The sequence below is a fragment of the Sphingomonas sp. CFBP 13706 genome, from assembly GCF_014842355.1.
Taxonomy (GTDB): Bacteria; Pseudomonadota; Alphaproteobacteria; order Sphingomonadales; family Sphingomonadaceae; genus Sphingomonas; species Sphingomonas aerolata.
The window spans coordinates 238,062-264,704 of sequence record NZ_JACYVM010000003.1 but is presented as its reverse complement, the minus strand read 5'-3'; the positions used below and the strand labels follow the sequence as shown (position 1 = coordinate 264,704).

Below are 26,643 nucleotides of genomic sequence, written 5' to 3'. Positions count from 1 at the left end.
TGCTTTACGCGCTGGCAATTCCCGAGTTTCCCAAAAATTGCGTGGAGCCTTCCCGATGAACATCCATGAATACCAGGCCAAGGAACTGCTGGCCAAGTTCGGCGTCCCCGTCCCCGCCGGTTTCGCGGCGCTGACCGTCGAGGAAGCCGTCGAGGCCTCGAAGAAGCTCCCCGGACCGCTCTACGTCGTCAAGGCGCAGATCCACGCCGGCGGCCGCGGCAAGGGCAAGTTCGTCGAGCTCGGCCCCGACGCCAAGGGCGGCGTCCGCCTCGCCAAGACCGAGGACGAGGTTCGCGCGGCCGCGACCGACATGCTCGGCAACACGCTCGTCACCATCCAGACGGGTGACGCGGGCAAGCAGGTCAACCGCCTGTACGTCACCGACGGCGTCGACATCGACAAGGAATTCTACCTCGCGCTGACGCTCAACCGCACCACCGGCCGGGTGATGATGGTGGCCTCGACCGAAGGCGGCATGGACATCGAGGCGGTCGCGCACGACACGCCCGAGAAGATCCAGTCGATCGACATCGACCAGGCGACCGGCTTCATGCCGCATCACGGCCGCGCCGTTGCCGCCGCGCTCGAGCTGACCGGCGATCTCGCCAAGCAGGCCGCGAACACCGCGTCGAAGCTGTATGACGCGTTCATGGGCACCGATGCCGAGCAGATCGAGATCAACCCGCTCGCGGTCACCAACGACGGCAAGCTGATGGTGCTCGACGCGAAGGTCGCGTTCGACGGCAACGCGCTGTTCCGCCACAAGGACCTGCTCCAGCTGCGCGACGAGACCGAGGAAGATCCCGCCGAGCTCGAGGCGTCGAAGTACGACCTCGCCTATATCAAGCTCGACGGCGACATCGGCTGCATGGTCAACGGCGCGGGCCTCGCTATGGCGACGATGGACATCATCAAGCTCAACGGCATGTTCCCGGCCAACTTCCTCGACGTCGGCGGCGGCGCCAACAAGGAGAAGGTGACGGCCGCGTTCAAGATCATCCTCGCGGATCCGAACGTGAAGGGCATCCTCGTCAACATCTTCGGCGGCATCATGAAGTGCGACATCATCGCCGACGGCATCGTCGCGGCGGCGAAGGAAGTGAACCTGTCGGTCCCGCTCGTCGTCCGCCTCGAGGGCACGAATGTCGAGAAGGGCAAGGAGATCCTCGCGAACTCCGGCCTGGCGATCGTCCCCGCGAACGACCTTGGCGACGCCGCCAAGAAGATCGTCGCAGAGGTGCAGAAGGTCGCGGCGTAACCGCTATCGGCCTCGCATACTGACTTCGCGAAAAACGGGGCTCGGACGGAAACGTCCGGGCCCTTTTTCGTTGGTATCGCAGCCGGTCCGACGGGGCGGTCGTCGTGACGCTACGGTATCCGATGTTTCCGTACCGCACTTGCGAAAACGACGCGAAACCGCCATCTGTCGCACCAACGCAGCCGGTAACCGGCGGGCGAAACGAACATATTCACCTTGGAAGGAATCCTGATGAAGGTGCTGGTGCCGGTCAAGCGTGTGCTTGACTACAACGTGAAGCCTCGCGTGAAGGCGGACGGAACGGGCGTCGATCTGGCGAACGTCAAGATGAGCATGAACCCGTTCGACGAGATCGCGGTCGAGGAAGCGATCCGCCTGAAGGACAAGGGCGTGACCGAGATCGTCGTCGTCTCGATCGGCGAGCAGAAATCGCAGGAAACGCTGCGCACCGCGCTCGCCATGGGTGCCGACCGCGCGATCCTCGTCCTCAGCGAGACCAAGGTCGAGCCATTGGGCGTCGCCAAGATCCTTGCCAAGATCGTCGAGGAAGAACAGCCCGACCTCGTCATCCTCGGCAAGCAGGCGATCGACGACGACAACAACCAGACCGGGCAGATGCTCGCCGGCCTCCTTAACTGGGGCCAGGGCACGTTCGCGTCGAAGGTCGAGATCGCTGACGGCTCGGTCCATGTGACGCGCGAAGTCGATGGCGGCGCGGAGACCGACACGCTCAAGCTGCCCGCGATCATCACCACCGATCTTCGCCTCAACGAGCCGCGCTATGCGTCGCTGCCGAACATCATGAAGGCCAAGTCGAAGCCGATGGCGACCAAGGCGCCGGCCGACTTCGGTGTCGACGTGACGCCGCGGCTGACCACGCTGAAGGTCGTCGAGCCCACCAAGCGCTCGGCCGGGATCAAGGTCGCTGACGTCGACGAGCTCGTCGGCAAACTCAAGACAATGGGAGTCGCAAAGTGAAGACGCTCGTTTGGGTCGAACATGACGGTCAGGTCGTCAAGGACGCCACGCTCTCCGCGGTCACTGCCGCGAGCAAGCTCGGCGAAGTCCATCTGCTGGTTGCAGGGCAGGGGGTCGACGCCGTCGCCGCTGCGGCTGCCAAGATCGCCGGCGTCGGCAAGGTGCACGTCGCCGACGACGCGGCGTTCGCGCACGCGCTCGCCGAAAACGTCGCGCCGCTGATCGTCGAGCTGATGGGGCATCACGACGCGTTCGTCGCGCCGTCGACGACGCACGGCAAGAATATCGCGCCGCGCGTCGCCGCCCTGCTCGACGTCATGCAGATCAGCGACATCCTCTCGGTCGAGAGCGACGACACGTTCACGCGCCCGATCTATGCGGGCAACGCGATCGCCACGGTCCAGTCGTCGGACGCGAAGAAGGTCATCACCGTCCGCGGCACCGCGTTCGAAAAGGCCGCCACCGAAGGCGGCTCGGGCGAGATCGAGGCGGTCGCCTCGACCGGTGACAAGGGTCTGTCGACCTTTGCCGGCGCGGAGATCGCCAAGAACGAGCGTCCCGAACTGACCAGCGCGAAGGTCATCGTTTCGGGCGGCCGTGCGCTGGCCTCGAGCGACCAGTTCCACGCGCTGATCGATCCGCTCGCGGACAAGCTGAGCGCGGGCGTCGGCGCAAGCCGCGCTGCGGTCGATGCGGGCTATGCCCCGAACGACTATCAGGTCGGCCAGACGGGCAAGATCGTCGCCCCCGAAGTCTATGTCGCAGTCGGCATCTCGGGCGCGATCCAGCATCTCGCGGGCATGAAGGATTCGAAGACGATCATCGCGATCAACAAGGACGAGGACGCGCCGATCTTTCAGGTCGCGGACATCGGCCTGGTCGGCGACCTGTTCAAGATCGTCCCCGAATTGACCGAAAAGCTCTGACGCCGCCCCTCCTCCCCCGCCAGGGGGAGGTGGCAGGCATAGCCTGACGGAGGGGAGGATAGACGGACCCATATTGCCCGTCCTCCTCCCCCACGCACCAACCCCCCGGACAGCGCCGCGGCCCGAACGCTTGTCGCCCCGCGCCATCCTCCCCAGATATCAGTCATGTACGGCGTCCAACCCCATCCGCGCGACCGGATCCTGTCCGCCGCCGGATCGGCCGCCCTGTGTGCGGCACTGGGCTATGCGCTGATCCTCGGCCTCGGCGTCAGCCTCCCGTCGGCGATCCCCGACGCGCTCAAGACCTTCGCGGTCGGCCCGCCGCCCCCGCCGCCGCCACTCGAAAAAGTCGTACCCCGCCCGGCGAAGAGCCACCGGCCCGAAGGCGCCGCATCACCCGCCAATCTCCGGTCGAAGGCGACCGAGCTCGTCGCCCCGATCCCGATCGTCCCGCCCGTCATCCCGCCGCCGATCGTCGCTGCGCTCAAGCCCGGCGTCGGCAGTGCGGCGACGACCGGCGCCGCGCCGGTCCCGGGGCCCGGCACCGGCGCGGGCGGTGAGGGCAACGGTACGGGCAGCGGCCGCTATGGCGACGGCGACGGCGATGGCGGTGACGAGAGCCCGCCGCGGCTGTTGAAGGGGCGCTTCCGGAACAGGGACTTCCCCAATGCGGAGGCGATCATCGGCGCGGGCGGCGTGGTCGGTGTCCGCTACACCGTCGAGACAACCGGCCGCGTCACCGGGTGCAGCATCACGCGCTCGAGCGGCAATGCAGTGCTCGACGCGACCACCTGCCGGCTGATCGAACTGCGCTTTCGCTATCGCCCCTGGCTCGACGCCGCAGGGCGCCCGGTCCGCTCGACCGTCGTCCACAATCAGGAATGGGTCAACGAACTCGGGCCCCCCGAGGACGACGACTGATCCCTTGCCGCCGTGCGATGCGGCGGGCACGATGGTGCGGCATGATCACGGCCCTGCTCCTGATCGCCGCGCAGGCAAGCGCGGCGCCCGTCGCCCCCGACCCCCGCGTCGCGGCACGTGTCGACCGGGTGCTCGGGAAGACCCCGGTCATCGACGGCCATAACGACCTCGCCTGGGAAATCCGCGATGTGCACGGCGCGAAGGTCGAATCGCTCGATCTCGCTGCGGACACACGCCCGCTCCAGACGGACATTCCCCGCCTGCGCAAGGGCCGCGTCGGCGCGCAATTCTGGTCGGTGTGGATCCCCGCCGACACGACCGGCCCGCGCGCGGTCGAGATGACGCTCGAACAGATCGACATTGTCCGCCGATTCGTCGCCGCGAACCCTGCCGCGCTCGAACGCGCGACCAGCGCCGCCGATATTCGCCGGATCGAGAAGGCGGGGCGGATCGCGTCGCTGATCGGGGTCGAGGGCGGGCACCAGATCGACGGACGCCTTTCCGTGCTGCGCCAGTACCGCGCGCTCGGCGTCGGCTACATGACGCTGACGCACGGCAGGAGCCTGAACTGGGCGGACAGTTCGACCGATGCGCCGCGCGCGAACGGGCTCACCGATTTCGGCCGCGCGGTCGTCGCCGAGATGAACCGGATCGGGATGATTGTCGATGTCAGCCACGTCTCCGACGCGACGATGCGCGCGGTCCTCGCCGCCGCCAGGGCGCCGGTGATGGCCTCGCATTCCAGCGCCCGCGCGCTGACCGACGCGCCGCGCGACATTCCCGACGACCTGCTCGCTGCGATCGGCGCGAATGGCGGGATCGTCATGGTCAATTTCTATCCGGCCTTCGTCTCGACCGCGTGGCGGGCCTGGGATGCCGACCGGACCGCCTTCGCCAAGACTGCAGGCGTGCCCGCCAACGTCTATGGCGCGCATTCGCCCGCGCCGCTGGTCGCCTGGGACCGGGACCATCCCGAACCGCGTGTCACTGCCGCGACCGTTGCGGATCATGTCGAGCATATCGCGCGGGTGGCTGGCCGCGATCATGTTGGCCTCGGCGGCGATTATGACGGGATCAACGGCACCGGGCCCGAGGGGATGACGGGCGTCGACGGCTATCCGCTGCTGTTCGCCGAACTCGCGCGCCGCGGCTGGAGCGATGCCGACATGGCCAGGCTCGCCGGCGGCAACATGCTGCGCGTCATGGATGCCACCGACGCGGTCGCGCGGTCGCTGTCCGCGCTGCCGCCTGGCGACGCGATCGATATCGCGTCGCGCTGAGGCTCAGGGCACCGGCATCCGCGGTGCTGCCACCGGCTCGACCCCCAGCGGCGGTACCGCGCGCAGCCTCAGCCCGATTGCCAGTGCCGCACCGCCGACGACCAGGCAAAAGCCCGTCACGCCGGGCCAGCCGGCATGCGTCCACGCGAACCCGCCCGCAGAGCCCAGCACGCTCGACCCCATATAACAGAAGAACAGGTAGAACGCCGCCGCCTGCCCGCGCGCGCCACCGCCCGCGACGCTCTGCGCCCGCCGCCCGACCCACGCGCTCGCGATCGAATGCGCACCGAAGAAGCCGATCGTCACCACCGCGATCCCGGCGATCACCAGTGCCAGCGGCTGCATCGCGGTCAGCGCGACGCCCGCGATCAGCACGACCACCGGCACCCAGAAGATCGTCCGCCGTCCCAGCCGCCCGGCGAGCGTCCCGAACCGCGCCGAGCTGATCGACCCCAGCACATAAAGCAGGAATACCGCCCCGACCGCCGACTGGCTGAGCCCGTAAGGCGGCCCCATCAGCCGGAACCCTGCATAATTGTAGACGGTGACGAACACCCCCATCAGCAGGAACGCCTCGAGATACAGGAGCGGCATCGCCCGGTCCGCGAACAGCGCGCGCGCATCGCGGACGAGGGCGGCGGGTCGTCCACCACTCGGGGTGAAGTTGCGCGACGGCGGGGCGAGCCGGCGAAACGCTTCGGCCATCGCAAGGCCGGCGATGCCGACCGCGGCGATCGCGAACCGCCAGCCGCCGAAATCGGCGACCAGGCTCGCGACCAGCCGCCCGCCCATCCCGCCGATCGCGCTGCCCGCGATATACAGCCCCATCGCACCGCCGACCGAGGCCGAATCGACCTCCTCGGCGACATAGGCCATCGCCACCGCCGGCACCCCCGCGAGCGCCACCCCGGTGAGGAACCGCAACACGAGCAATCCGCTCCACCCCGGCACCAGCGCGGTCGCGAGCGTCAGCGCACCCGCCGCGAACATCGCCGCGATCATCAGCGGCCGCCGCCCGAGCCGGTCGGACACCAGGCCTGCGAACAGGATTCCGATCGCGAGCGGCCCCGTCGCGAGCGAGACCGCAAGCGACGCCGCCTCCGCGCTCAGCCCGAACTGCGTGGCGAACGACGGCAGCAACGGCTGAACCGAATAGAGCAGCGAGAAGGTCGAGAAGCCTGCGAACAGCATCGCCAACGTCAGCCCGCGATAGGCCGGCGTCCCCGCCGCGATACCCGTCCCTGAAATGTCAGAATCCCCGCAGGAAGCTGTCGACATTGTGGCCGAGCGCATCGACCGCATAGCCGCCCTCCATCACGATCGCAGTCGGCCAGCCGCGCGCGGCGATATCGCGCGCAAGCACCGCATAATCGGGCGTCGTCAGCGCGAAGTGCGAGATCGGATCCCCCTCCCACGTATCCGCGCCGAAGCTGACGACGAGCAGCCCGGGATCGAACGTCGCGATCGCGTCGAGCGCGGTCGTCTGCGCCGTGCGAAACGCGTCGATCGTCGTGCCGTGGGGCAAAGGCAGGTTGAGCGTCGCACCGCGACCGTCGCCGTCCCCCGTCTCGTCCGCATGCCCCCAGAAGAAGGGATAGTCGGTCCGGGGATCGGCATGCACCGAGGCGTAGAACACATCGCCGCGCTCGTAGAAGATGTCCTGCGTGCCGTTGCCGTGATGATAGTCGATGTCGAGGATCGCGACGCGTGCGACACCCGCGTCGCGCGCCGCCTGTGCCGCGATCGCCGCGGTGTTGAGATGGCAATAGCCGCCGCAATAATCCGCACCCGCATGATGGCCGGGCGGCCGGCACAGCGCGAACGCCGCGCGATCGCCCTCCAGCACCGCCTGCGTCGCGGCGAGCGCGGACTGCGCGCTGCCATAGGAGGCGGCCCAGCTGTCGGGGGTGATCGGCGTCGTCGCATCGAAGCTGTGCGCGCCGATCAGCGCATCGATCCGCGTCAGGTCGAGCGGCCGCCGCCCGCGGATCGGAAACGCATAGGGAATCGCATCCCCCGTCCGCCCGGCCTCGCGCCAGAGCCGCGCCGCATCCTTTAGGAATGCGACATAGGCCGCCGAATGCACCGCAAGGATCGCCGCCTCGCCGCGATCCGGCGGCGTTTCGACCGGCCCCAGCGCGGCCAGAATCGCATCGACCCGCGCGGGCATCTCCGCATAGGTCGTGAAGCCGCCATTGTGCAGCTCCTGCGTCGGCGCATGCGCCCGCTGCCGGTCGTCGAAGAACATGCGCATCGGGTATACCCTCGTAAGGAGTGTCAGGCAGCGGGGCGGGCGAGCGCCTCCGCAATCAGCTTGCGCGAATTGTCGATCCCGTACAGCGCGATGAAACTGCCCATGCGCGGCCCCTGTTCGGAGCCGAGCAGCGTCTCGTACAGCGCCTTGAACCAGTCGCGCAGGGTTTCGAACCCGCCGGTCTTGCCGATTTCATAGACGATGTTCTGCACATCCTCAGCGCTCGCATCGGCGGGCAGCGCGGCGAGTTCGGCATCGAGCCGCTCGAGCGCCGCTACTTCGCCCCCTTCGGGTGCACGCCGCTTGAGCGTCGGCGCGACGAAATCGCGGCCGTACGCCAGCGCATGGTCGATCAGCTTGTCGAGCTCGGGATAGCTCTCCGCCGACGCATCGGGGACATAGTTCGCCAGATAGCCCCAGACCTGCGCCTTGCTCGCATCGCCCATCACGCCGACGAGGTTGAGCAGCAGCCCGAACGTCACCGGCAGCTCGCCCTCGGGCAGCTTGCCGTCATGGATGTGATGCACGGGGTTGCCGAGCTTCTGCTTCAGGTCTTGGGTCCCATAATTGCCGCGGAACTGCCAATATTCGTCCACCGCGCGCGGGATCACGCCCATGTGCAGCGACTTGGCCTTTTTCGGCTCGCGATAGGCGTAGAACGCCAGCGATTCCTGCGGGCCATAGGTCAGCCACTGGTCGAGGCTCAGGCCATTGCCCTTGGACTTCGAGATCTTCTCGCCATTCTCGTCGAGGAACATCTCGTAGTTGAAGCCCTCGGGCGGGCGGCCGCCGAGCACGCGCGCGATCTTCGACGACTGGGTCACCGAATCGATCAGGTCCTTGCCCGCCATCTCGTAATCGACGCCGAGCGCGACCCAGCGCATCGCCCAGTCGACCTTCCACTGCAGCTTGGCCTTGCCGCCGAGCACGCTCTGCTCGATCCGTTGGCCTTCATCCTCGAACGCGATCAGGCCCGCCTCGGCATCGATCACCTCGATCGGCACCTGCAGCACGATGCCGCTGGTCGGCGAGATCGGCAGCACCGGCGAATAGGTCGCGCGGCGCTCGGCGCGGAGCGTCGGCAGCATCACGTCCTGTATGCCCTGGAAATGCCGCAACACACCCTTCAGCGCCTCGTCGAAGCGACCGCTCGTGTAATAGTCAGTCGACGACGCGAACTCGTAATCGAAGCCGTAGCGATCGAGAAATTCGCGCAGAATCGCGTTGTTGTGCGCGGCGAAGCTCGAATGCGTCCCGAACGGATCGGGGATCTGCGTCAGCGGCTTGCCGAGATGCTCGCGCAGCATGTCGCCATTGGGGACGTTGTCGGGCACCTTGCGCAGCCCGTCCATGTCGTCCGAAAACGCGATCAGCCGCGTCGGCGTATCGCTCAGTGCGTGGAAGGCGTTGCGCACCATCGTCGTGCGCAGCACCTCGTTGAACGTGCCGATATGCGGCAGCCCCGACGGGCCATAGCCGGTCTCGAACAGGATCGGCGCGTCCTGCTTGCCCTGCGGATAGCGCTTGAGGAGTTTGCGTGCCTCCTCATACGGCCAGGCTTTGGATTCCAGGGCGGCGGTGCGGAGCTCGTCGGTCATGCCCCGCGCCCTAGCGCGAAGGCACGAGTCTGCAAAGTCCGCGACCGCCCGGTACCGTTAGGGCCGCGTGCGGCCCGTACCCGTATTGGCGCCACCGCCGCCGCCCGTGCCGGGTGCACCGACCGAGCCGATATTGCCGAACAGATCCTGGAAGAAGCCGCGCTGGCGACCCAGCGTCGGCGTCGTCTTGCCATCGGGGCTGATCGACGCGACCTGGTCGAGCCCGCCGCGACGGATCGCGGTGACGGTGCCCTGCTGGTCGAAGCTGATCTGCAGCGTGATCTGCGCGTTCGGGCGCGGGTTGCGGAACGCCAGGTTGCGGCTGTCGCGCGCCAGATAATACCAGTCACCCTGGTCGAACTGTCCCGCGAGCGTCGGCTTGCCGAGCGTCTGGAGCACCGACTGACGGTTGTCGACGCCGGGCTGGACCGAGTTGACGAGGTCGACATCGACCACATAGCCCTGATGCGAGCGAAGCTGCGTGCAGCCAGCGCTCGTCAGGCCGACGAGCGCGAGCGCCGCGACGCTGGCCGTACGGCGTGTCAGGCGGAATGAAAGGACGCTCATATACTCTCCCGGGGCGGGGTCACGCGATACTGGCGGCAGCACGATTGCATCGGCCGCGGATCGCCTCGATATGCGAGGTTGCGCAGGCAAACAAGCCGCCGCGCATTGGCGACGGGAAGGCGACAGGATTTGGGCTGGTTCGGCAGGCTATTGGGCGAGAAGCACGACGAGGCGCTGCCACTTTATACTGCGGTCGTGCAGCGCGCGCGCGCGGAGCATTGGTATCGCGACGGGCAGGTGCCCGACACGGTCGACGGCCGCTTCGACATGATCGCCGCGGTCCTCGCGCTCGTCATGCTGCGGATGGAATCGGAGCCATCGGGGGGTGAGCCCGCCGCGCGACTCGCGGAACGCTTCGTCGACGACATGGACGGGCAGCTGCGCGAGCTCGGAATCGGCGACATCATCGTCGGCAAGCATATCGGCCGGATGATGAGCATGCTCGGCGGGCGGCTCGGTGCCTATCGCGACGGGCTCGCGACGGGTGATCTGGACGCACCGCTGGTCCGCAACCTCTATCGCGGTGATCCGCCCGCGCCCGCGGCACTTGCGCATGTCCGCACGGCCCTCACCGACTTCCACGCCGCACTCGCGGGCGTCCCGCTATCTACCCTACTCGCCGGAGAGCTGCCATGACCCCCGAATTCAGCCGCCCCGAGCGACTCGACACGATCGGCGAGCGCGATCGCAGCGTGACCTTCGCCGCGACGCCCGAGGAGCGCCGCAAGCTCGCCGCGCGGTTTGCGATCCTGTCGGTCGACCTGCTCGAGGCGCACTTCACGATCCGTCGCGACACCGCCGGGATCGTCGCCAAGGGACATGTGACGGCAAAGGTCGTGCAGGCCTGTTCGGTGACCGACGAACCGCTCACCGCGACGATCGACGAACCCGTCGCGCTGCGCTTCGTCGATGATTTCGGCGCGGTCGACGGCGAGATCGAATTGTCGGACGATGCGCTCGACACCGTGCCGATCGATGGCGGTGCGGTCGATCTGGGCGAAGCGGCGGCCGAGACGCTCGCGCTCGCGCTCGATCCCTTTCCCCGCGGCCCCAACGCCGCGGCCGCACTGCGCGCCGCCGGGGTGATCAGCGAGGACGAATATCAGCCGGTCAACGCGTTTTCGGGGCTGAAGGCGAAGCTCGAGGGCAAGGGCTGACGAGTCCGGCCCGACTCGTCAGTCTGCGTCGGGCCCCAGCGTCGGATCGAGATCGCGCGGCCGCACGAAGCGGGTGAACCGCGCCGACCCGCTCGTCAGATCGTCCCAGTCGTCGATGTCGAACTGCAGCTCGGCAAGACTTGCGGTCGGATATTTGTCTTCTACCGCGTCGCGGAACGGGTGGGTCACGTCGGGGGTCAGCAGCAGGACCAGATCCTCGAGCCCCGGATTATGCCCGATCACCAGCGCGCGATCGACGCCGCGCGGCAGGTCGCGGACGAGGTCGAGGATCGTCCCCGCCGACGCCAGATACAGCCGCCGGTCCCAATCGGGTGCCAGCGTGCGTCCATAGCCCGCGACGATCTCGTCGAGCGTCTCGACGACACGGACCGCCGGCGAGGCAACGACATGGTCAAACGCGAGCGACAGCGTGCGCATCTGCCGCCCGATGATCGTCGCGGCGCGGCGGCCCTTGGCGTTCAGCGGCCGATCGAAATCGCGCGAGACCGTGTCGTCCCAGCCCGACTTGGCATGGCGCAGCAGCGTCAGCGTCTTCATGGCTCGGGCGTCATGATAAGGGTCCTCGGGCCGGTTCGCCCGCCTCATGCCTCAAGGCGGCGCGCGAGGAAAGCCGTGCCGCGACTCGGGTCACCGCTTCGTCGAGCGTGACGCGCGTCACCGGTACGCCCGGCGGGAACGCGCTCAGCAGCCGCGACGGCATCGCCGCGGACAGCATGACGAACGCGCCGGAATCGTCCGCACGCCGGATCAGCCGGCCGAACGCCTGCGCCAGCCGCGCGCGGATCAGCCGGTCGTCATACACGGCGCCACCACCCGCAAGCCGTCGTGCGGCATGCAGCACGGTCGGCTTGGGCCAGGGCACGCCCTCCATCACCACCAGCCGCAGCGATTCGCCCGGCACGTCGACCCCGTCGCGCAGTGCATCGGTACCGAGCAGCGACGCGCCCGGGTCATCGCGGAAGATGTCGACCAGCGTGCCCGTATCGATCGGATCGACATGCTGCGCGAGCAGCGGCAACCCTTCGCGCGCCAGCCGGTCGGCGATCCGGCCATGCACGCCGCGCAACCGGCGGATCGCGGTGAACAGCCCCAGCGTCCCGCCGCGCGAGGCGACGATCAGCCGGGCATAGGCGTTGGCCAGCGCGCCCACATCGCCGCGCTTGACGTCGGTGACGATCAGCACCTCGGCCTGTGTCGCATAGTCGAACGGGCTGAGCGCGGCGAATCGCGCGGCCGGGCGGGTGAGATGCGGTGCGCCGCTGCGCGCCTCGGCGATCTGCCAGCCTTCCTCCGCGCTGCCGCCCCCGGTCAGCGTCGCCGACGTCACCAGCGCGCCATGCGCGGGTTTCAGCACGACCTCCGCAAACGGGCGGGTCGGGTCGAGCCAGCGGCGATGCAGCCCGATATCGAATTCGCGTCCCTCGACCCGGTCGACCGCGAGCCAGTCGACGAAATCGGCATCCGCGGGCCCGCCGACGCGCGCCAGCAGCGAAAGCCAGGCCGCCACCGTCTCGGCGCGCCACCCGATCGACGCGATCGCGCCCTCGACGCGCGCGCGCGCCGGCCCGTCGAGCCAGTCGGGCGCCTCGCTCAGCACCGCCTCGAGCCGCCGGCCGAGCGTGACCAGCGGGCGTACCAGCGCGTCGAGCGCGGCGGCGGCGGGCGCGGCGGCTTCGATCAGCGTCGGATCGGGTTCGGCGAGTTCGGTTTCCAGTCCATAGCCGGCATCGCCCGGCTGTTCGGCGCGCGCATAGGTCAGCCCGCGAACCGCGGCGAGCAGCTCCTCGATCGGCCCGAACGGCGCGCCTTCGCCGATCCGCTGCAGCCAGCCCTCGCTCGCCAGCGCGCCGGCCGCGGCCACCGCCTCGCCGATCGCGCGATTGCCTGCCTCGTCATAGCTGGCGAGATCGGACAGCCGCGCGGCCAGTCCGCGCCGCCGTCCCCGGCTGCTGCCCTCGGGACCGATGATCCAGCGGCGCAGCTCGATCGTCTCTCCACCGGTCAGCGCGGTCGCGAACATCGAATCGGCGGCGTCGAAGATGTGATGCCCCTCGTCGAACACATAACGCGTCGGCCGCGTCGCGAGTTCGCGTCCGCGCGCCGCGTTGACCATCACCAGCGCATGGTTGGCAATGACGATGTCGGCATCGGTCGAGGCGCGCGCCGCGCGTTCGATGAAGCATTTGCGGTAATGCGGGCAGCCGGCATAGACGCATTCGCCGCGCCGGTCGGTCAGTGCGGTCGATCCGTTACGACGGAACAGCGTCGGCAGCCAGCCGGGCAGGTCGCCGCCGACCATGTCGCCGTCCGCGCTATACGCGGCCCAGCGCGCGATGAGCTGCGCGAGCACCGCCGCCCGTCCCGCAAAGCCGCCCTGCAACGCGTCCTCGAGGTTCAGCAGGCAGAGATAATTCTCACGGCCCTTGCGCGTGACGACCTTGGTCCGGCGGATCGCGGGATCGGGAAAGAGCCGTTCGGTCTCGCGTCCCAACTGGCGCTGCAACGCCTTGGTATAGGTGGAGATCCAGACCGCGCCGCCCGCCTTTTCCGCCCAGATCGAGGCGGGGGCGAGATAGCCGAGCGTCTTGCCGATCCCGGTCCCCGCCTCCGCCAGCACCAAATTGGGCGAATCGCGCACCGCCCGCGGCGCGAACGCGGCCGTCGCCGCGGCGGCATAGGCGCGCTGCCCCGGTCGTTCCTCCGCGCCATGCCCGGTCAGGTCGTCGAGTCGCGCCTCGGCATCACCCGGCTCGATCGCGATCGTCCGCGGCGCGGGGCGCGGGGCCTGCTCCTCCCATTCGGGCAGCTTCGAAAACAGCCAGCGTTCGTTGACCGCCGGCTTGGCCAGCCGTTCGGCGACCACCGGCGCCCAGGGCCAGCGCAACCGGTAGAGCGACTGCGCCGCGGTCCAGGCCCCCTCCCGCTCGGGCCAGTCGGCCGCGTCGGTCAGCGCCAGCATCGCTTCGGCGGCGCGCAACAGGAACGGCGCGACATCGGCATCGTCGGTCGGCAGGTCGAGGCCGGTGACGCGGGCGATGCCCTTTGGCGTCGGCACCGCGAACTGCGCCGGGCGCAGGAACGCATAGAGTTCGAGCAGGTCGAGTCCCGACAGATCGGCATAGCCCAGACGCTGGCCGATCAGCGCGGCGTTGAGCAGGATGACGGGGGTATCGGCAGCGATCCGGATCGCTTCGCCACGCCCGATCCCGCGCGTCTCGCCGCCCTGCGCGACCCAGATGCCGCCATGGCTGGCGTGAAGGGCGGGGTAGGCAAGCACGTTGCCGACCGTGCGCGATGCGGAACGAATTGGCAACCTCGCCGTGTCGAAAAGCCGCAATACCGGCTTGTACGTGGGTCTCGTCGGTGATGAGGAGCCGTCCCCGCCCTGCCGAACTGACGCTGGGTCGCGCACCGGGCAGCGTGCCGGGCGATGTTCATTCGGTGCAATTTTCAGCATCGGCCGGCGGACGAGCCAAGTCATTCCAATATTCTGACGATCGGTCGGCCGACACCTGTCCGAAACGGATCATGTTTGGTCCGTTACGGCGGGGACAGCGGATAGTCTTTCCCGGGGAGAGGGCCGATGAGCGAGTCGCTGGGAATCATCGATATCATCGTGCGCGAGGCGGTGGCATTTGCTGCGGTCGGCTTGTTGATCGGCGGCATCGATGACCTCCTGGTCGACATCGCATTCTTTGTCTGGAAAATCTGGCGCGGACCGTCGACCTTGCCGGGCATGGACGCGTTGCCCACGCCGTCGGAGCCCGGCCAGCTCGCGGTCTTCGTGCCGGCCTGGGATGAGGTGGCGGTGATCGGCGCGATGCTGTCGGCGGCGGTGGCGCGGTTCGACCATGACGATTACCGCATCTTCGTCGGACTCTATCCGAACGACCGCGCGACGATCGACGCCGCGGCGCGCGTGGCGGCGCGCGATCCTCGGATCCGCCTGGTCATCGGCCAGCGCGACGGACCGACCACAAAGGCGGACTGCCTCAACACGCTCTGGCATGCGCTGCGCCGCGCCGACGATCGCGACGGGCGGCGGACCAAGGCGGTCGTGCTGCACGATGCGGAAGACGTCGTGCACCCGCTCGAACTGCGCGTGTTCGATTCGCTGATCGATCATTATGCCGTCGTGCAATTGCCCGTCCTGCCGCTCGTCAAGCGCGGCTCGCGGCTCGTGTCGGGGCATTATGCCGATGAGTTCGCCGAAGCGCATATGAAGCAGCTGGTTATCCGTACCGCACTCGGTGCGGGGATGCCGCTGGCGGGGACGGGGTGTGCGATGTCCACCGCGATCCTCGATACCGTGGCGGCGACCCGCGACGGCGATCCGTTCGACGCGTCCAGCCTGACCGAGGATTATGAGCTCGGGCTGCGGATCGCCCAGCTCGGCGGGGCTGGACGGTTTGCGCGGATCGTCGACGATGCGGGCGCGCTGATCGCGGTGCGGGCGTTCTTCCCGGCGACCTTCGACGCCGCCGTCCGGCAAAAGGCGCGCTGGATGACCGGGATCGCGCTGGCGGGCTGGGACCGGACGGGCTGGGCCCGTCCGCAGGCGCTGGCCGATCACTGGATGCGGATGCGCGACCGGCGGGCGCCGCTCAGCATGGTCGTGCTGGCCGCGGCCTATGTCGGGCTGACCGCCTGGGCGCTGACGTTCCTGGTTCATGCGATGGTCCCGGCCGCGCAGGGCTGGCCGGCGATGCCGGTCGTCTGGCTGGCGGGGGCGAATATCGGGCTTCTCGTGTGGCGGCTCGGCATGCGGATGGCCTTCACCGCGCGCATCTACGGCCTGGCCGAGGCATTCTGGTCGCTGCCCCGCTTCGTCGTCGGCAATGTCATCAGCCTGATCGCCGCGCCGCGCGCCGTGGTCCGCTATATTGCGATGCTGCGCGGCGCGGCGCTGGTCTGGGACAAGACCCGGCATGAATTTCCCGATCTCCGATCGTCGGGAGGGTGAGCGGGGCGCGCACGCTGCGCCACGGGTGAAGGGCGGGCGGCCGCTCCGTTTTCTCGCCGCCGCGCTCGGCGCGTGGGTCGTGATGCGGATCATGGTGCTGTCGCCCTATGCGGCGGGGGTGCTGTCGCCCGGCGAATCTGGCAGCCTGCAGCGTCCTACTGTCGTGGCGGGCACGCGGCACGATCGGCAAGCTTCGCCCGCAGCCCGCGCCGTGGGTATCGCTACTACCGACCATCGTCGCGCCACCGCCGATGCGAACATCACTGCTGCCGCGGCTCACCGCCCCGACCGGCGTGTCACGCCGTCGCGACCGCCCTACTGGACCATCGGGCATGGTGCCCACGCGTCGCGCAGCCATGCCCGCGCCGCGCCGGTGCTCGCCGCGGTCATCATGAACCGGCGTGCGCGCTCCGCTGACGTTCGCGCGACGCTCGCTGCAGATCGTGACGCCCAAGTCGCTATGGACGTCCAGCCCGACCTCGCGCTCGACCGGCAGGGCCGGATCGCAATGCTCCCGCCGCTCGGTCCGGCCGCGATCGGCGCGACCCGTGCAACTTCGCACGCGCCGCTGAGCGTCAGCAGCTGGCTGCTCGCGCGCGGTGGCGCGTCGGGTACGGTATCGGGGGGGCAATTGGGCGCGTCGCAGGCGGGGGTGCGGGCCGTCTACGGAATCGACCCATCGCGGCGGCTCGGGCTGACCGCGCGGCTGGCAGCGCCGTTCAAGGGACGCGGACGCGAGGCGGCCCTCGGCATCGAATGGCGGCCGACCCGCTGGCCCGTCCGTCTGATCGCCGAACAGCGCTTCGTCCTCGACGGGGGCCGCGGCGGCCCGACGGTCGGCGTGATCGCAGGCTACGGCCCCGCCGAGATCGCACCGGGCGCGCGGATCGAGACCTATGGTCAAGCAGGGGCGATCGTGCGCGACGGCGTCGAAGGGTTCGTCGATGCCGCCGCGCGCGTGACGCACGGCGTCGCGGAACGCGGTGGGCTCCGTCTCGACGCGGGGGTCGGCGCATGGGTGAGCGCTCAGCGGGGCGCGGCACGGGGCGATCTCGGTCCGTCGCTTGGGCTCGCGCTGCCGCTCGGCCGACGATCGGTCCGTCTCGCGCTCGACTGGCGCCAGCGTATCGTCGGCACCGCCCGCCCCGGCTCGGGTCCCGCACTCTCGGTCGGCAGCGACTTCTAGGCCGCCGCTAGCCCCCGCGGCCGGTTTGCGTATAACGACGCGCGTGGACCTGTATCTTCCCATCGCAAACCTGTCGGTCAATGCGCTCGTCATCATCCTGCTCGGCGGCGGTGTCGGGCTCCTGTCGGGGATGTTCGGGGTCGGCGGCGGCTTTCTGACGACGCCGCTGCTGATCGTCTATGGCATCCCGCCGACCGTCGCCGCCGCCTCGTCCGCGAGCCAGGTCACCGGGGCGAGCGTGTCGGGCGTGTTCGCGCATTTCCGCCGCAACGGCGTCGACGTGAAGATGGGCGGCGTCCTCGTCGCAGGCGGCATATTGGGCGCGTTCTTCGGCGCCTGGCTGTTCCGGCTGCTCCAGCAGAGCGGCCAGATCGATACCGTGATCGCGATCGTCTATGTCGTGATGCTCGGCTCGATCGGCGGCATGATGGCGAGCGAATCGATCGGGACGATCCGCCGCGCGCGGACCGGCCGCCCCGCCAAGCCGCGCAAGCGACGCCATCACCCGCTGGTCGCCGCGCTGCCGCTGCGCACGCGATTCTACGCCTCGGGCCTCTATATCTCGCCGCTGGCGCCGTTGCTGCTCGGCTTTTCGACCGGGATCCTGACCATGTTGCTGGGGATCGGCGGCGGGTTCATCCTGGTGCCGGCGATGATCTATCTGCTCGGCATGGCGACGTCGGTCGTGGTCGGAACCTCGCTGTTTCAGACGCTGTTCGTCACCGCGGTGGCGACGATGGTGCATGCGACCACGACCAAGGCGGTCGACATCGTGCTGGCCGGGCTGCTGCTGATCGGCTCGGTCGTCGGCGCGCAGATCGGTGCGCGGTTCGCGACCAAATTCCGTCCCGAATATCTCCGTCTCGGGCTCGCCGTGATGGTCCTGCTCGTCGGCGCACGGATCGTGCTCGGGCTGGTGTGGCGGCCCGAGGAGATCTTCTCGGTCACGCTGTCGTGAAGCCGGGCGCGCCGCTTCTCCTGCTCGCGCCGCTGCTGATGGCACAGGCCAAGCCGGTGCTCGTCCCCGACGTGTCGCAGCGCAATATCGAGATCGCCTACAGCTTCACCGGCGCCGAACTGCTGCTGTTCGGCGCGATCCTCTATCCCGGCGGGCGCTTGCCGAGCGGCGAGAGTCCCACCGACATCGTCGTCGTCGTCAAGGGGCCGACCCAGTCGATCGTGATGCGCGAAAAGGAGAAGGTCGCTGGCATCTGGGTCAACACGTCGCGGCTGCGCTATCGGTCCGCGCCCAGTTTCTATGCTATCGCCTCGTCCAAGCCGATCGGGCGGCTGGTCGACGACCGCACCCGGGCGATCTACGAACTCGGCCTCGACAGCCTGCAATTGTCGCCCGCCTCGAGCGCGCCGATTCCGACGCAGGACCGGTTCCAGCGCGGCCTGGTCGACCTGAAACGGCGTGCCGGGCTGTATTACGAGGCGCCGGGCGCGGTCGAGATCACCGATGACGTGCTGTACCGTGCGCGGGTGTCGGTGCCCGCGCGCGTACCAGTCGGGCGCTTCACCGCGGAAACCTTCCTGATCCGCGACGGCCGGGTGCTGGCCGCGGCGGTGCGCGACATCGACATCCGCAAATCGGGGTTCGAACGTTTCGTCGCGCGCGCGGCCGACCGGTCGGCGATCGCCTATGGCCTGGTCGCGGTCTTTCTCTCGATCTTTCTCGGCTGGGCGGCCGGCTGGATCGCGCGCCGGGTCTGAGGCCCACGGACGCTCACGCATTCTTTACCCGTGCGCGGCATGACTGCGGACTTCTGGCAAAAGCCGGAGGATCGAGGACCGACCGCCTATGACCGACATGCCCGCCGCCCATCTGTTCCAGCGGGCGATTGCCACCGCGGCGATCGCGGATGGCGCGGGGCCGGACGCACCACCGGGGGGACAGGCCGACGCCCCGATCGGCGTCATATCCGCGATCGCCGGGGCCAGCAGCCGGGTCCTGCTCGACCGGACCGCGATCGCGCCGCTGCTCGCGCACCCCGACGCGGTGCTCGCCGCCGCCGGCCAGGTCGGCAGCCAGGTCAAGATCCGGGTCGGCACCTCATGGATCATCGCCAATGTCCGCTCGCTCGCGCTCGAGGCGGCGATGGGCGGCGTCATCGCGGGGGAGATCGATTTCCTTGGCGAGGGGGATGAGGACCGGGCGACCGGCGCGTTGTACGGATTCCGCCGCGGCGTGACGCGCTATCCCATGCCGGGCTGCGAGGTGTTCGCGGTCACGACGCGCGACCTGCGCGAGGTCTATGCCGCCGAGGACCGCGCGAACATTGCGATCGGCACCGTCTATCCGACCGCCGACGTTCCCGCCGCGCTGTATGTCGATGCGATGCTGGGCAAGCATTTCGCGCTCGTCGGCTCGACCGGCACGGGCAAGTCGACCGCTGCCGCGCTGATCCTGCACCGGATCTGCGACCTCGCGCCGCAGGGGCATATCGTGATGATCGACCCGCACGGCGAATATGCCGCGGCCTTTGGCACGAACGGCGCGATCCACGACGTGTCGAACCTGCAAATGCCCTATTGGCTGATGAATTTCGAAGAGCATTGCGAGGTCTTCCTGACCAGCACCGGGGAACAGCGCCAGTTCGATGCGGACATCCTCGCCAAATGCCTGCTTGCCGCCCGTGCGAAGAGCCGGCTCGGCCAGGCGATCGCAAAGCTCACGGTCGACGCGCCGATCCCCTATCTGCTCAGCGACCTGACCGGCATCATCAGCCTTGAGATGGGCAAGATGGACCGCGCCGGCGACACCAGCCCCTATCTGCGGCTCAAGGGCAAGATCGACGAGATCAAGGCGGATCCGCGCTATGGCTTCATGTTCTCGGGGATGCTCGTCGCGGACACGATGGCGGCGTTTCTCCAGCGCATCTTCCGCCTGCCCGGCGACGGCCGGCCGATCTCGATCATCGACGTATCGGGCGTGCCGTCGGACATCACCGCCGTCGTCGTCGCGATGCTCGCACGGATGACGTTCGACTTCGCGATCTGGTCGCGCAACGAGCCGCAGCGACCGATCCTGCTCGTCTGCGAGGAGGCGCATCGCTACATCCCGAACGACCGTCAGGCGGAGAGCTCGGTCGGGCGGATCCTCGGACGGATCGCCAAGGAGGGTCGCAAATACGGCGTTTCGCTCGGGTTGATCACGCAGCGCCCGTCCGATCTGGCGGAAGGCGTCCTGTCGCAGTGCGGGACGATCGTCGCGATGCGGCTCAACAACGAACGCGATCAGGCCTTTGTCCGCGCGGCGATGCCCGAGGGCGCACGCGGCTTTCTCGAATCCATCCCCGCGCTGCGCAATCGCGAGGCCATTATCTGCGGGGAGGGCGTGACGATCCCGATCCGCGTCGCGTTCGACGATCTCGAGGACACGCGCCGCCCCGCCTCGAGCGATCCGCTCTTCTCGGCGCTGTGGCGCGATGTCGGCGGCGAGGAGCAGATCATCGACCGGACGATCCTGAAATGGCGCGCGCAGGGCAAGTGAGCAGGCCGCCGGTCGTCGTGGCGGGTGCTACTCGCGGCGGCGCCTAGGCGGCATAGTCGGTTTCGTGGATCTCGTTGTCCGCCATCAGCCGCAGCCGGTTGATCAGGCGGCATGCGATCTCCGACTTGCCGGGCCCGTTCGGGGTGGCGAGCATTGGGATGAGCTGCTGGTCGACGAACGTGTCGGGACCCGAATAGGCCAGCGAAAAGCGCCGGAACCCCCGGTCCAGGCCGACCATGTCCGTGATGATCGTCACGTCGCTATGGCGCCGGTCGGCGCTCAGCCGCGCGAGCAGATTGGAGATCGCCGGATCCGGTCCCTCGACCAGCTGGACGAAGTGCAGATCGGTGATGATCAGCGCGCCGGTGATGCCGGCCTGTGCGTTACGCGCGCGGGAGTCGTTGACGATCTCCATCAGCGCGCGCTGATCCATCGCGATATCGGGCTTGATCTTGCTCAGATACAGCACTGTCCGCAAGGCCGGCACGGGCGTCGCGCGGGCCGGCCGGATCGCGGTGACGGGTGTCGGCCGGGGTTGCGGCCGGCTGGCACCCCGCAGGGTCCAGTCCTGCTCGCGGCGCAGCGCGCGTCCCGGAACATAGCCCTGGATCGAGATCAGCCGTCCGGTCGCGGTCGAGGAGAGCCCTGTCTGCATGATCGTCACATATCCGGTAAAGCGATGGTGCATCCCGCCTAGCATGGTGCATGACAGAACTGTAATATCGTAGAACTACGAACCGGACTTTAGTATGGGATCTGCGTCCGTGATCGGGACCGACAGCGCGTTAGTCTGTGCGAATTCGGAAAGATGATCGATCAATAGTGCACGCGGTCGACACGGGCATCTGCCGGGACTCGGCGGCGGATGCAGATTCGTACGGCGCGACGCGCGTCCCTAGGTGCCGGTGCGGACCGCGAGCAGGCGGGCGACTCGCGCCTTGAACGCGCGCAGTGCCGGGCCGGACAGCTGTGCCGCGCTCGCCAGCGATACCGATCGCGGATTGATCGCGCCGCCGTTCCTCCACACTTCCCAGTGAAGATGCGGCCCCGTCGACATACCGGTCGAGCCGACATAGCCGATGACCTGGCCCTGGCGTACGCGCGTGCCCGATGCGACCGCGATCCGGCTCATATGGCCATAGCCGCTCGCCAGACCGCCGCCGTGGACAAGCTTGACGAAATTGCCATAGCCGCCGGTCCGGCCCGCGAAGCTCACCACCCCGTCGGTCATCGCGTGGATCGGCGCGCCCCGCGGCGCCCCGATGTCGAGTCCCTTGTGCATCCGCGTGAAGCCGAGCAGCGGATGCACGCGCAGGCCGAAACCGGACGTGATGCGGCCGATCACCGGCATGCCCGACACAGCGCGGCGTTCGGTCTGGCCATTGGCGTCGAACCAGCCGCCGCGGCCAGCGTCGTCACCCTCTACCGCGTCCGGATCCGCCTGTGGGTCGGTCGCAGCGGCCGGTGCGAAGCGGACGAGTTGCAGCGTGCGCCGTCCCTGGTCGATCCCGGCGAACAGCAGCGCGCCGATCCGCGTTTCGCCGGTCGCGGCGCGTTCGCGGGCAACGATCAGGTCGAAACGGTCCGTCGCGCTGACGTCGCGCCCGATCGACAGCCGTGTCGCGATCGCCTTGATATAGGTCTCGACCGCCTTGGCGGGCACACCGGCGGCGCGCATCGACCGGTAGAGGCTCGATCCGGCGAGCCCCTGGATCCGTAGCGGAGTGCGATCGACCGCGATCGCCGTGCGCGTCATCGCCAGACCCGCTGCGGTGCGGTGCAGTGATACGTCGAGGTCGAACCGTGCGCGCACCGCGAGCGATTCGAGTGGGCGGGCTACCGTGCGATCCGCGCGCCGGCCCAGCGTCAGCGCGATCCGCGTGCCCGCCGGGATCGCGCCGGGATCGACCGTCTGCGCGATCAGCGCCGATGCAGCACTGGCGTCACGCCGGCTGACGCCCGCGCGGATCAGGACCCGGTCGAAGGCATCGCCCTGACCCAGTGTCGCGGCAAGATCGACGCTCGGCCGTTCGGGGGCCTGCGCGAGCGGCACGACAAGGTCGTTCGCCGCCATCCGCCGCCCCGTATCCGCGCCCTGGCCGAGCGGCGCGATCGCCAGTGCCCGCGCCTGCTCGCGTGCCGAACCGGCCAGCGGTGCGGGGACGCCGCCGGTCAGCGGACGAAAGCCGGGGGCGAGCATGACGGTCGCAGCGCACAGCGCGGTGCAGGTCGCGAGGCCGCGCCACCACGTCGCACTACCGATCGCGCTGCCCAGATCGGGCACCCAGTCGATCCGTGCTGCGGCGTCGTGCAACCGCGTGATGCCCCGGGGAATTGCGTCGGAACCGGTGGTGGCGGCGCGCCCGAAACCTCGGGCGTCGATGCCGCCGGCCAGCCCCAGTTCCTGCTCCGTCCCTAGATACACGTCGCGCACCTCGTGGCCCAAATTCCTGGCGCACATTTCCGGCCAGGCTCGCCGTTCCCCCCGGCGCGGGTCGGAGTCCTGTGCAGCAAGGGTCCTAAAGTCAAATTAACCCGCCGCACGCCAGCCACGCACGACGACGAGGCGTGGTGCGGCGGGGGCGGACGGAAGCCTGTGTGCGGAATACGGCGAACTTGTCCTGCCGGTCATTGCGCCGCGCGACCTAACGCCCGATGTTCTGGGCTATGAGTGACGATGTGTCCGGCGGCGTGACCGCGGTCCTGGGGCCGACCAACACAGGCAAGACGCACCTCGCGATCGAGCGGATGTGCGCGCATTCCAGCGGCATGATCGGCTTCCCGCTGCGGCTGCTGGCGCGCGAGGTCTATGACCGGGTGGTCGCGATCAAGGGCGCGAACCGCGTCGCGCTGGTCACCGGCGAGGAAAAGATCATGCCGCCCGATGCGCGCTGGCTGCTCTGCACCGCCGAATCCATGCCCGACCGCGACGTCGCGTTCGTCGGGCTGGACGAGGCGCAGCTCGGCGCCGACCCGGAGCGCGGCCATGTCTTCACCGACCGGCTGCTCCGTGCCCGCGGACGCGAGGAGACGATGATCCTCGGCTCCGAGGCGCTGCGACCGATGATCAAGGCGCTCGTGCCCGGGGCGGAGATCGTCAACCGCCCGCGCTTTTCGACGCTCACCTATGCGGGCGCCAAGAAGATCAGCCGCCTGCCCAAGCGGTCCGCGATCGTCGCCTTCTCGGCCGAGGAGGTCTATGCCGTCGCCGAGATGCTCCGCCGGCTGCGCGGTGGCGCCGCGGTGGTGATGGGCGCGCTGTCACCCCGGACCCGCAACGCGCAGGTCGCGATGTTCCAGGCGGGCGAGGTCGATTATCTTGTCGCCACCGACGCGATCGGCATGGGGCTCAACATGGACGTCGCGCATGTCGCCTTCGCCAGCCTCAACAAGTTCGACGGCAAGCGCCAGCGTCGCCTGACCGTCGCCGAGATGGCGCAGATCGCGGGCCGCGCCGGCCGACACCAGCGCGACGGCACGTTCGGCGCGCTGTCCGACGACGGGCCGGGCGCATTCCTCCCCGAAGAGGTGCTCGCGATCGAGGAGCACCGCTTTCCCCGACTCGAAAATCTCTACTGGCGTCAGGGCGAACCCGATTTCGCCAGCATCGACGCGCTCGTCGCGAGCCTCGAGGCGCGTCCGCCCGCAGGCGTCCTGCGTGCCGCCCCCCAGGCGCTCGACCTCGGCGTGCTCAAGCGGCTCGCCGAGGAGGGCTGGGTGCGCGAACGGACGCGGCACCCGAAGATGGTCGCGCGGCTCTGGGCGGCGTGCGGCATCCCCGATTTCCGCAAGGTCGGGCTCGACCCGCATGCGCGCTTTGTCTCGCGCGTGTTCGGGCATCTCAGCGAGGGGCGGGGGCATATCCCGCACCAATGGTTCGCCGACGAGATCGCGCGGCTCGACACGGTTGCGGGCGACGTGCCGGTGATCGCGGGCCGGATCGCGGCGACGCGGATCTGGGCCTATATCGCGCAGCGCGCCGACTGGCTCGCCGAGCCCGCGCACTGGGCCGCACGCACCGCCGCGCTCGAGGAGCGCCTGTCCGATGCGCTTCATGCCAGTCTGACGCAGCGCTTCGTCGACAAGCGTACGACCGCGCTGATGCGTCAGATCGGCGCGGACGCCGCGTCGCTCCCCGTCGTGATCGGTCCGGAGGGCGAGGTGATGGTCGAGGATCACCCGATCGGCCGCCTCGACGGCTTCCGCTTCACCGTCGCCGCCGACGCGCGCGCCAGCGACAAGCGCCTGCTGCTCGCGGCCGCCGAAAAGCGCCTGGCGGGCGAACGCACGCGCCGCGGCCAGTCGCTCGTCGATGCGCCGGATGCGGACATCGCGCTCGACGAGTCGGCGCAGATCGTCTGGGCGGGGCATCCGGTCGCCCGACTCGGCGCTGGCCCGTCCTTCGCCCGCCCGAAACTGATCCTCGATCGCGCGCTCGACTGTCTCGACAAGGCGGCGCGCGAGCGGATCGAGACGCGCCTGTCGCGCTGGCTCGCGGCGATGCTCAAGCGGCGGCTCGCGGTGCTCGTCGATCTTGCCGCGCTCAGCCGCGACGCGGACGCGACCCCGGCGCTGCGCGCGGTCGCCAGCGCGATCGAGGAAGCGGGCGGGATCCTCCCCCGCCTCCCGATGCGGCTCGCGCTCGAAGCGGTCGATCCCGACGAGCGCAAGCGGTTGCGCAAGATCGGCATCATGGTCGGCGCGCTCGACCTGTTCGACATCCGCCTGCTCAAGCCCGAGCCGGCGCGCTGGCGCCGTATCCTCGCCGGCATCCGCGGGACGGTGATCACCGCGCCGCGCGACGGGGCGACCGTGCTCGCGCGCGGCAGTGATGGCGCGACGCTCGAGGCCGGGTTTCGTCCGCTGGGGCTTCAGGCGGTGCGCGTCGACCTGATCGAGCGTATCGCCCGCGCCGCGCATGATTCGCGCACCGGCCGCGCACCGTTCGCGCCCGACCCGGCGCTCGCGACCTCGATCGGCCTCGAGCCCGCGTCGATCGAGCGGCTGATGGCCGAGCTCGGCTTCAAGGCGCTGGCGGGCGACACGCCGCGCTGGGTCTGGCGCGGCCGCCCGCCCGCGCGCGCCGTCCCTGCGACGCCGATCGACCCGTCGCGGCAGAACGCGTTTGCCGGGCTTGCCGCACTGGTCCGCCATGGGTGAAGGCGCGATGCGGATCGATCGGTTCCTGTGGTTCGTCCGGCTCGCCAAGACGCGCAGCGCGGCCCAGGCGATCGCCGAGAAGGGGCATCTGCGAATCGACGGCCGCGCGATCGACCGCGCACACTGTCCCGTCCGGATCGGCAACGTCCTCACCTTCGCCGCCAACGACCGCGTCCGCGTGATCCGCATCGAGGCACTGCCGACACGCCGCGGTCCCGCCCCCGAAGCGCAGGCGTGCTATCAAGACCTGATCGCCGGCCAGACCCCCGCCCTCGACCAACCGAATCCTCCCCCTGGCGGGGAAGGATAAGCCGGCGGCAAAGCCTGATAACGTCTCGCAGAAGGCTTGCTATGATTGACGCGACGGGCCTGCGCGCATAGTCGCAGGCCGTTCGTCGCCGGGAAGGAATCCGGCCCAGGAGTTCTGCAATGACCTACGTCGTCACCGATGCCTGCATCCGCTGCAAGTACATGGATTGCGTGGAAGTGTGCCCGGTCGATTGCTTCTATGAGGGCGAGAACATGCTGGTGATCAATCCCAGCGAGTGCATCGACTGCGGCGTGTGCGAACCCGAATGCCCCGCCGAGGCGATCCTGCCCGACACCGAGAGCGGGCTGGAGCAGTGGCTCGAACTCAACACGACCTTCTCTGCGCAGTGGCCCAACGTTACCCGCAACGACAACCAGACGCCGCCCGACGCGGACGCGATGAAGGGCGTTGAGGGCAAGTTCGACAAGTATTTCTCGCCCGAACCCGGCGCCGGCGACTGAAAATCGCGCGAAATTCGTGTCTTTATGGCGGATTGGGGCACGAGGGCTGTCACGATCGGCTGGTAATTTTGTTGCAAAGATGGTAATTGGGTCCGTGACGGGCGCGA

Annotated in this window: 23 protein-coding genes; 15 read left to right on the top strand and 8 right to left on the bottom strand. The window is 69.0% G+C overall.

Going from position 1 to position 26,643, the window contains the following annotated elements; all coding sequences use genetic code 11:
• Nucleotides 1–55: 55 nt before the first annotated feature.
• The 5 genes from sucC (at nucleotide 56) to IFS44_RS07815 (ending at nucleotide 5,363) form a co-directional block, all read left to right on the top strand.
• On the top strand, nucleotides 56–1,258 hold the full coding sequence (sucC, locus tag IFS44_RS07835) for an ADP-forming succinate--CoA ligase subunit beta (RefSeq protein WP_031440309.1): 1,203 nt from the start codon (nucleotides 56–58) through the stop codon (nucleotides 1,256–1,258).
• A gap of 231 nt (nucleotides 1,259–1,489) precedes the next feature.
• Nucleotides 1,490–2,236 carry an electron transfer flavoprotein subunit beta/FixA family protein gene (locus IFS44_RS07830; RefSeq protein WP_192098083.1) on the top strand — a complete coding sequence of 249 codons (747 nt, stop codon included), beginning with the start codon at nucleotides 1,490–1,492 and terminating at the stop codon, nucleotides 2,234–2,236.
• A complete protein-coding gene (locus IFS44_RS07825; RefSeq protein WP_192098082.1) occupies nucleotides 2,233–3,162 on the top strand; it encodes an FAD-binding protein in 930 nt (309 codons plus the stop codon). The genes IFS44_RS07830 and IFS44_RS07825 overlap by 4 nt, the downstream gene beginning before the upstream one ends.
• 165 nt (nucleotides 3,163–3,327) lie before the next feature.
• Nucleotides 3,328–4,083, top strand: coding sequence for an energy transducer TonB (locus IFS44_RS07820; RefSeq protein ID WP_192098081.1), 756 nt, complete (start codon nucleotides 3,328–3,330; stop codon nucleotides 4,081–4,083).
• Between the two features lie 41 nt (nucleotides 4,084–4,124).
• Nucleotides 4,125–5,363 carry a dipeptidase gene (locus IFS44_RS07815; protein WP_192098080.1) on the top strand — a complete coding sequence of 413 codons (1,239 nt, stop codon included), beginning with the start codon at nucleotides 4,125–4,127 and terminating at the stop codon, nucleotides 5,361–5,363.
• A gap of 3 nt (nucleotides 5,364–5,366) precedes the next feature.
• Here IFS44_RS07815 and IFS44_RS07810 read toward each other — a convergent pair whose 3' ends face one another.
• The 4 genes from IFS44_RS07810 to IFS44_RS07795 are packed head-to-tail and all read right to left on the bottom strand — an operon-like array spanning nucleotide 5,367 to nucleotide 9,782.
• The gene (locus tag IFS44_RS07810; protein WP_192098079.1) at nucleotides 5,367–6,641 is read right to left on the bottom strand and encodes an MFS transporter; all 1,275 of its coding nucleotides are present in this window, start codon (nucleotides 6,639–6,641) and stop codon (nucleotides 5,367–5,369) included.
• Nucleotides 6,613–7,617 (bottom strand): histone deacetylase family protein, encoded by a 1,005-nt coding sequence (locus IFS44_RS07805; RefSeq protein ID WP_192098078.1) that lies wholly within the window; start codon nucleotides 7,615–7,617, stop codon nucleotides 6,613–6,615. Before IFS44_RS07805 ends, IFS44_RS07810 begins: the two co-directional genes overlap by 29 nt.
• A 23-nt stretch (nucleotides 7,618–7,640) precedes the next feature.
• Nucleotides 7,641–9,215, bottom strand: coding sequence for a lysine--tRNA ligase (locus IFS44_RS07800; protein WP_192098077.1), 1,575 nt, complete (start codon nucleotides 9,213–9,215; stop codon nucleotides 7,641–7,643).
• 57 nt (nucleotides 9,216–9,272) lie between these two features.
• Nucleotides 9,273–9,782: an outer membrane protein assembly factor BamE gene (locus IFS44_RS07795; protein WP_031396395.1), complete on the bottom strand. Its 510-nt coding sequence runs from the start codon at nucleotides 9,780–9,782 to the stop codon at nucleotides 9,273–9,275.
• Nucleotides 9,783–9,911: 129 nt separating this feature from the next.
• Between IFS44_RS07795 and IFS44_RS07790 the strand changes: the two genes are divergently transcribed.
• Nucleotides 9,912–10,418 (top strand): ubiquinol-cytochrome C chaperone family protein, encoded by a 507-nt coding sequence (locus IFS44_RS07790; RefSeq protein WP_031396396.1) that lies wholly within the window; start codon nucleotides 9,912–9,914, stop codon nucleotides 10,416–10,418.
• On the top strand, nucleotides 10,415–10,939 hold the full coding sequence (locus IFS44_RS07785) for a YceD family protein (RefSeq protein ID WP_192098076.1): 525 nt from the start codon (nucleotides 10,415–10,417) through the stop codon (nucleotides 10,937–10,939). The genes IFS44_RS07790 and IFS44_RS07785 overlap by 4 nt, the downstream gene beginning before the upstream one ends.
• Nucleotides 10,940–10,957: 18 nt before the next feature.
• On the opposite strand, the gene IFS44_RS07780 is transcribed toward IFS44_RS07785, so the two are convergent.
• The gene (locus IFS44_RS07780; protein WP_031396398.1) at nucleotides 10,958–11,497 is read right to left on the bottom strand and encodes a SixA phosphatase family protein; all 540 of its coding nucleotides are present in this window, start codon (nucleotides 11,495–11,497) and stop codon (nucleotides 10,958–10,960) included.
• 10 nt (nucleotides 11,498–11,507) lie between these two features.
• On the bottom strand, nucleotides 11,508–14,237 hold the full coding sequence (locus IFS44_RS07775) for an ATP-dependent DNA helicase (protein WP_192098204.1): 2,730 nt from the start codon (nucleotides 14,235–14,237) through the stop codon (nucleotides 11,508–11,510).
• Between the two features lie 306 nt (nucleotides 14,238–14,543).
• Between IFS44_RS07775 and IFS44_RS07770 the strand changes: the two genes are divergently transcribed.
• The 5 genes from IFS44_RS07770 (at nucleotide 14,544) to IFS44_RS07750 (ending at nucleotide 20,605) form a co-directional block, all read left to right on the top strand.
• Nucleotides 14,544–15,923: a glycosyl transferase family protein gene (locus IFS44_RS07770; protein WP_192098075.1), complete on the top strand. Its 1,380-nt coding sequence runs from the start codon at nucleotides 14,544–14,546 to the stop codon at nucleotides 15,921–15,923.
• Nucleotides 15,889–17,109, top strand: a complete 1,221-nt coding sequence (locus tag IFS44_RS22170) for a hypothetical protein (RefSeq protein WP_244650037.1) — start codon at nucleotides 15,889–15,891, stop codon at nucleotides 17,107–17,109. Before IFS44_RS07770 ends, IFS44_RS22170 begins: the two co-directional genes overlap by 35 nt.
• A gap of 43 nt (nucleotides 17,110–17,152) precedes the next feature.
• Nucleotides 17,153–18,067 carry a sulfite exporter TauE/SafE family protein gene (locus IFS44_RS07760; RefSeq protein ID WP_037529957.1) on the top strand — a complete coding sequence of 305 codons (915 nt, stop codon included), beginning with the start codon at nucleotides 17,153–17,155 and terminating at the stop codon, nucleotides 18,065–18,067.
• A gap of 38 nt (nucleotides 18,068–18,105) precedes the next feature.
• Nucleotides 18,106–18,825 (top strand): TIGR02186 family protein, encoded by a 720-nt coding sequence (locus IFS44_RS07755; RefSeq protein WP_052149151.1) that lies wholly within the window; start codon nucleotides 18,106–18,108, stop codon nucleotides 18,823–18,825.
• Between the two features lie 88 nt (nucleotides 18,826–18,913).
• Nucleotides 18,914–20,605 (top strand): ATP-binding protein, encoded by a 1,692-nt coding sequence (locus IFS44_RS07750; protein ID WP_192098074.1) that lies wholly within the window; start codon nucleotides 18,914–18,916, stop codon nucleotides 20,603–20,605.
• 43 nt (nucleotides 20,606–20,648) lie between these two features.
• On the opposite strand, the gene IFS44_RS07745 is transcribed toward IFS44_RS07750, so the two are convergent.
• Entirely contained in the window at nucleotides 20,649–21,260 is a 612-nt protein-coding gene (locus tag IFS44_RS07745; protein ID WP_192098073.1) for a BLUF domain-containing protein, read from the bottom strand.
• A 240-nt stretch (nucleotides 21,261–21,500) separates the two neighbouring features.
• The gene (locus IFS44_RS07740) at nucleotides 21,501–23,030 is read right to left on the bottom strand and encodes a peptidoglycan DD-metalloendopeptidase family protein (protein ID WP_192098072.1); all 1,530 of its coding nucleotides are present in this window, start codon (nucleotides 23,028–23,030) and stop codon (nucleotides 21,501–21,503) included.
• Nucleotides 23,031–23,272: 242 nt separating this feature from the next.
• Between IFS44_RS07740 and IFS44_RS07735 the strand changes: the two genes are divergently transcribed.
• The 3 genes from IFS44_RS07735 (at nucleotide 23,273) to fdxA (ending at nucleotide 26,536) form a co-directional block, all read left to right on the top strand.
• Nucleotides 23,273–25,765: a helicase-related protein gene (locus IFS44_RS07735; RefSeq protein WP_192098071.1), complete on the top strand. Its 2,493-nt coding sequence runs from the start codon at nucleotides 23,273–23,275 to the stop codon at nucleotides 25,763–25,765.
• Complete coding sequence (locus tag IFS44_RS07730) at nucleotides 25,758–26,075, top strand: RNA-binding S4 domain-containing protein (RefSeq protein ID WP_244650036.1); 318 nt, start codon at nucleotides 25,758–25,760, stop codon at nucleotides 26,073–26,075. Before IFS44_RS07735 ends, IFS44_RS07730 begins: the two co-directional genes overlap by 8 nt.
• A gap of 119 nt (nucleotides 26,076–26,194) precedes the next feature.
• On the top strand, nucleotides 26,195–26,536 hold the full coding sequence (gene fdxA, locus IFS44_RS07725) for a ferredoxin FdxA (protein ID WP_031393648.1): 342 nt from the start codon (nucleotides 26,195–26,197) through the stop codon (nucleotides 26,534–26,536).
• The last annotated feature ends 107 nt before the right edge of the window (nucleotides 26,537–26,643 follow it).

Bases quoted from the DNA above. Each gene is read 5' to 3' on its own strand.
- IFS44_RS07810 (WP_192098079.1), bottom strand. From the start codon at position 6,641: ATGTCGACAGCTTCCTGCGGGGATTCTGACATTTCAGGGACGGGTATC.
- IFS44_RS07750 (WP_192098074.1), top strand. From the start codon at position 18,914: ATGACCGACATGCCCGCCGCCCATCTGTTCCAGCGGGCGATTGCCACC.
- IFS44_RS07795 (WP_031396395.1), bottom strand. From the start codon at position 9,782: ATGAGCGTCCTTTCATTCCGCCTGACACGCCGTACGGCCAGCGTCGCG.
- IFS44_RS07730 (WP_244650036.1), top strand. From the start codon at position 25,758: ATGGGTGAAGGCGCGATGCGGATCGATCGGTTCCTGTGGTTCGTCCGG.
- IFS44_RS07800 (WP_192098077.1), bottom strand. From the start codon at position 9,215: ATGACCGACGAGCTCCGCACCGCCGCCCTGGAATCCAAAGCCTGGCCG.
- IFS44_RS07770 (WP_192098075.1), top strand. From the start codon at position 14,544: ATGAGCGAGTCGCTGGGAATCATCGATATCATCGTGCGCGAGGCGGTG.
- IFS44_RS07735 (WP_192098071.1), top strand. From the start codon at position 23,273: ATGAGTGACGATGTGTCCGGCGGCGTGACCGCGGTCCTGGGGCCGACC.
- IFS44_RS07820 (WP_192098081.1), top strand. From the start codon at position 3,328: ATGTACGGCGTCCAACCCCATCCGCGCGACCGGATCCTGTCCGCCGCC.
- IFS44_RS07805 (WP_192098078.1), bottom strand. From the start codon at position 7,617: ATGCGCATGTTCTTCGACGACCGGCAGCGGGCGCATGCGCCGACGCAG.
- IFS44_RS07830 (WP_192098083.1), top strand. From the start codon at position 1,490: ATGAAGGTGCTGGTGCCGGTCAAGCGTGTGCTTGACTACAACGTGAAG.
- sucC (WP_031440309.1), top strand. From the start codon at position 56: ATGAACATCCATGAATACCAGGCCAAGGAACTGCTGGCCAAGTTCGGC.
- IFS44_RS07815 (WP_192098080.1), top strand. From the start codon at position 4,125: ATGATCACGGCCCTGCTCCTGATCGCCGCGCAGGCAAGCGCGGCGCCC.
- IFS44_RS07745 (WP_192098073.1), bottom strand. From the start codon at position 21,260: ATGCAGACAGGGCTCTCCTCGACCGCGACCGGACGGCTGATCTCGATC.
- IFS44_RS22170 (WP_244650037.1), top strand. From the start codon at position 15,889: ATGAATTTCCCGATCTCCGATCGTCGGGAGGGTGAGCGGGGCGCGCAC.
- IFS44_RS07755 (WP_052149151.1), top strand. From the start codon at position 18,106: ATGGCACAGGCCAAGCCGGTGCTCGTCCCCGACGTGTCGCAGCGCAAT.
- fdxA (WP_031393648.1), top strand. From the start codon at position 26,195: ATGACCTACGTCGTCACCGATGCCTGCATCCGCTGCAAGTACATGGAT.
- IFS44_RS07780 (WP_031396398.1), bottom strand. From the start codon at position 11,497: ATGAAGACGCTGACGCTGCTGCGCCATGCCAAGTCGGGCTGGGACGAC.
- IFS44_RS07785 (WP_192098076.1), top strand. From the start codon at position 10,415: ATGACCCCCGAATTCAGCCGCCCCGAGCGACTCGACACGATCGGCGAG.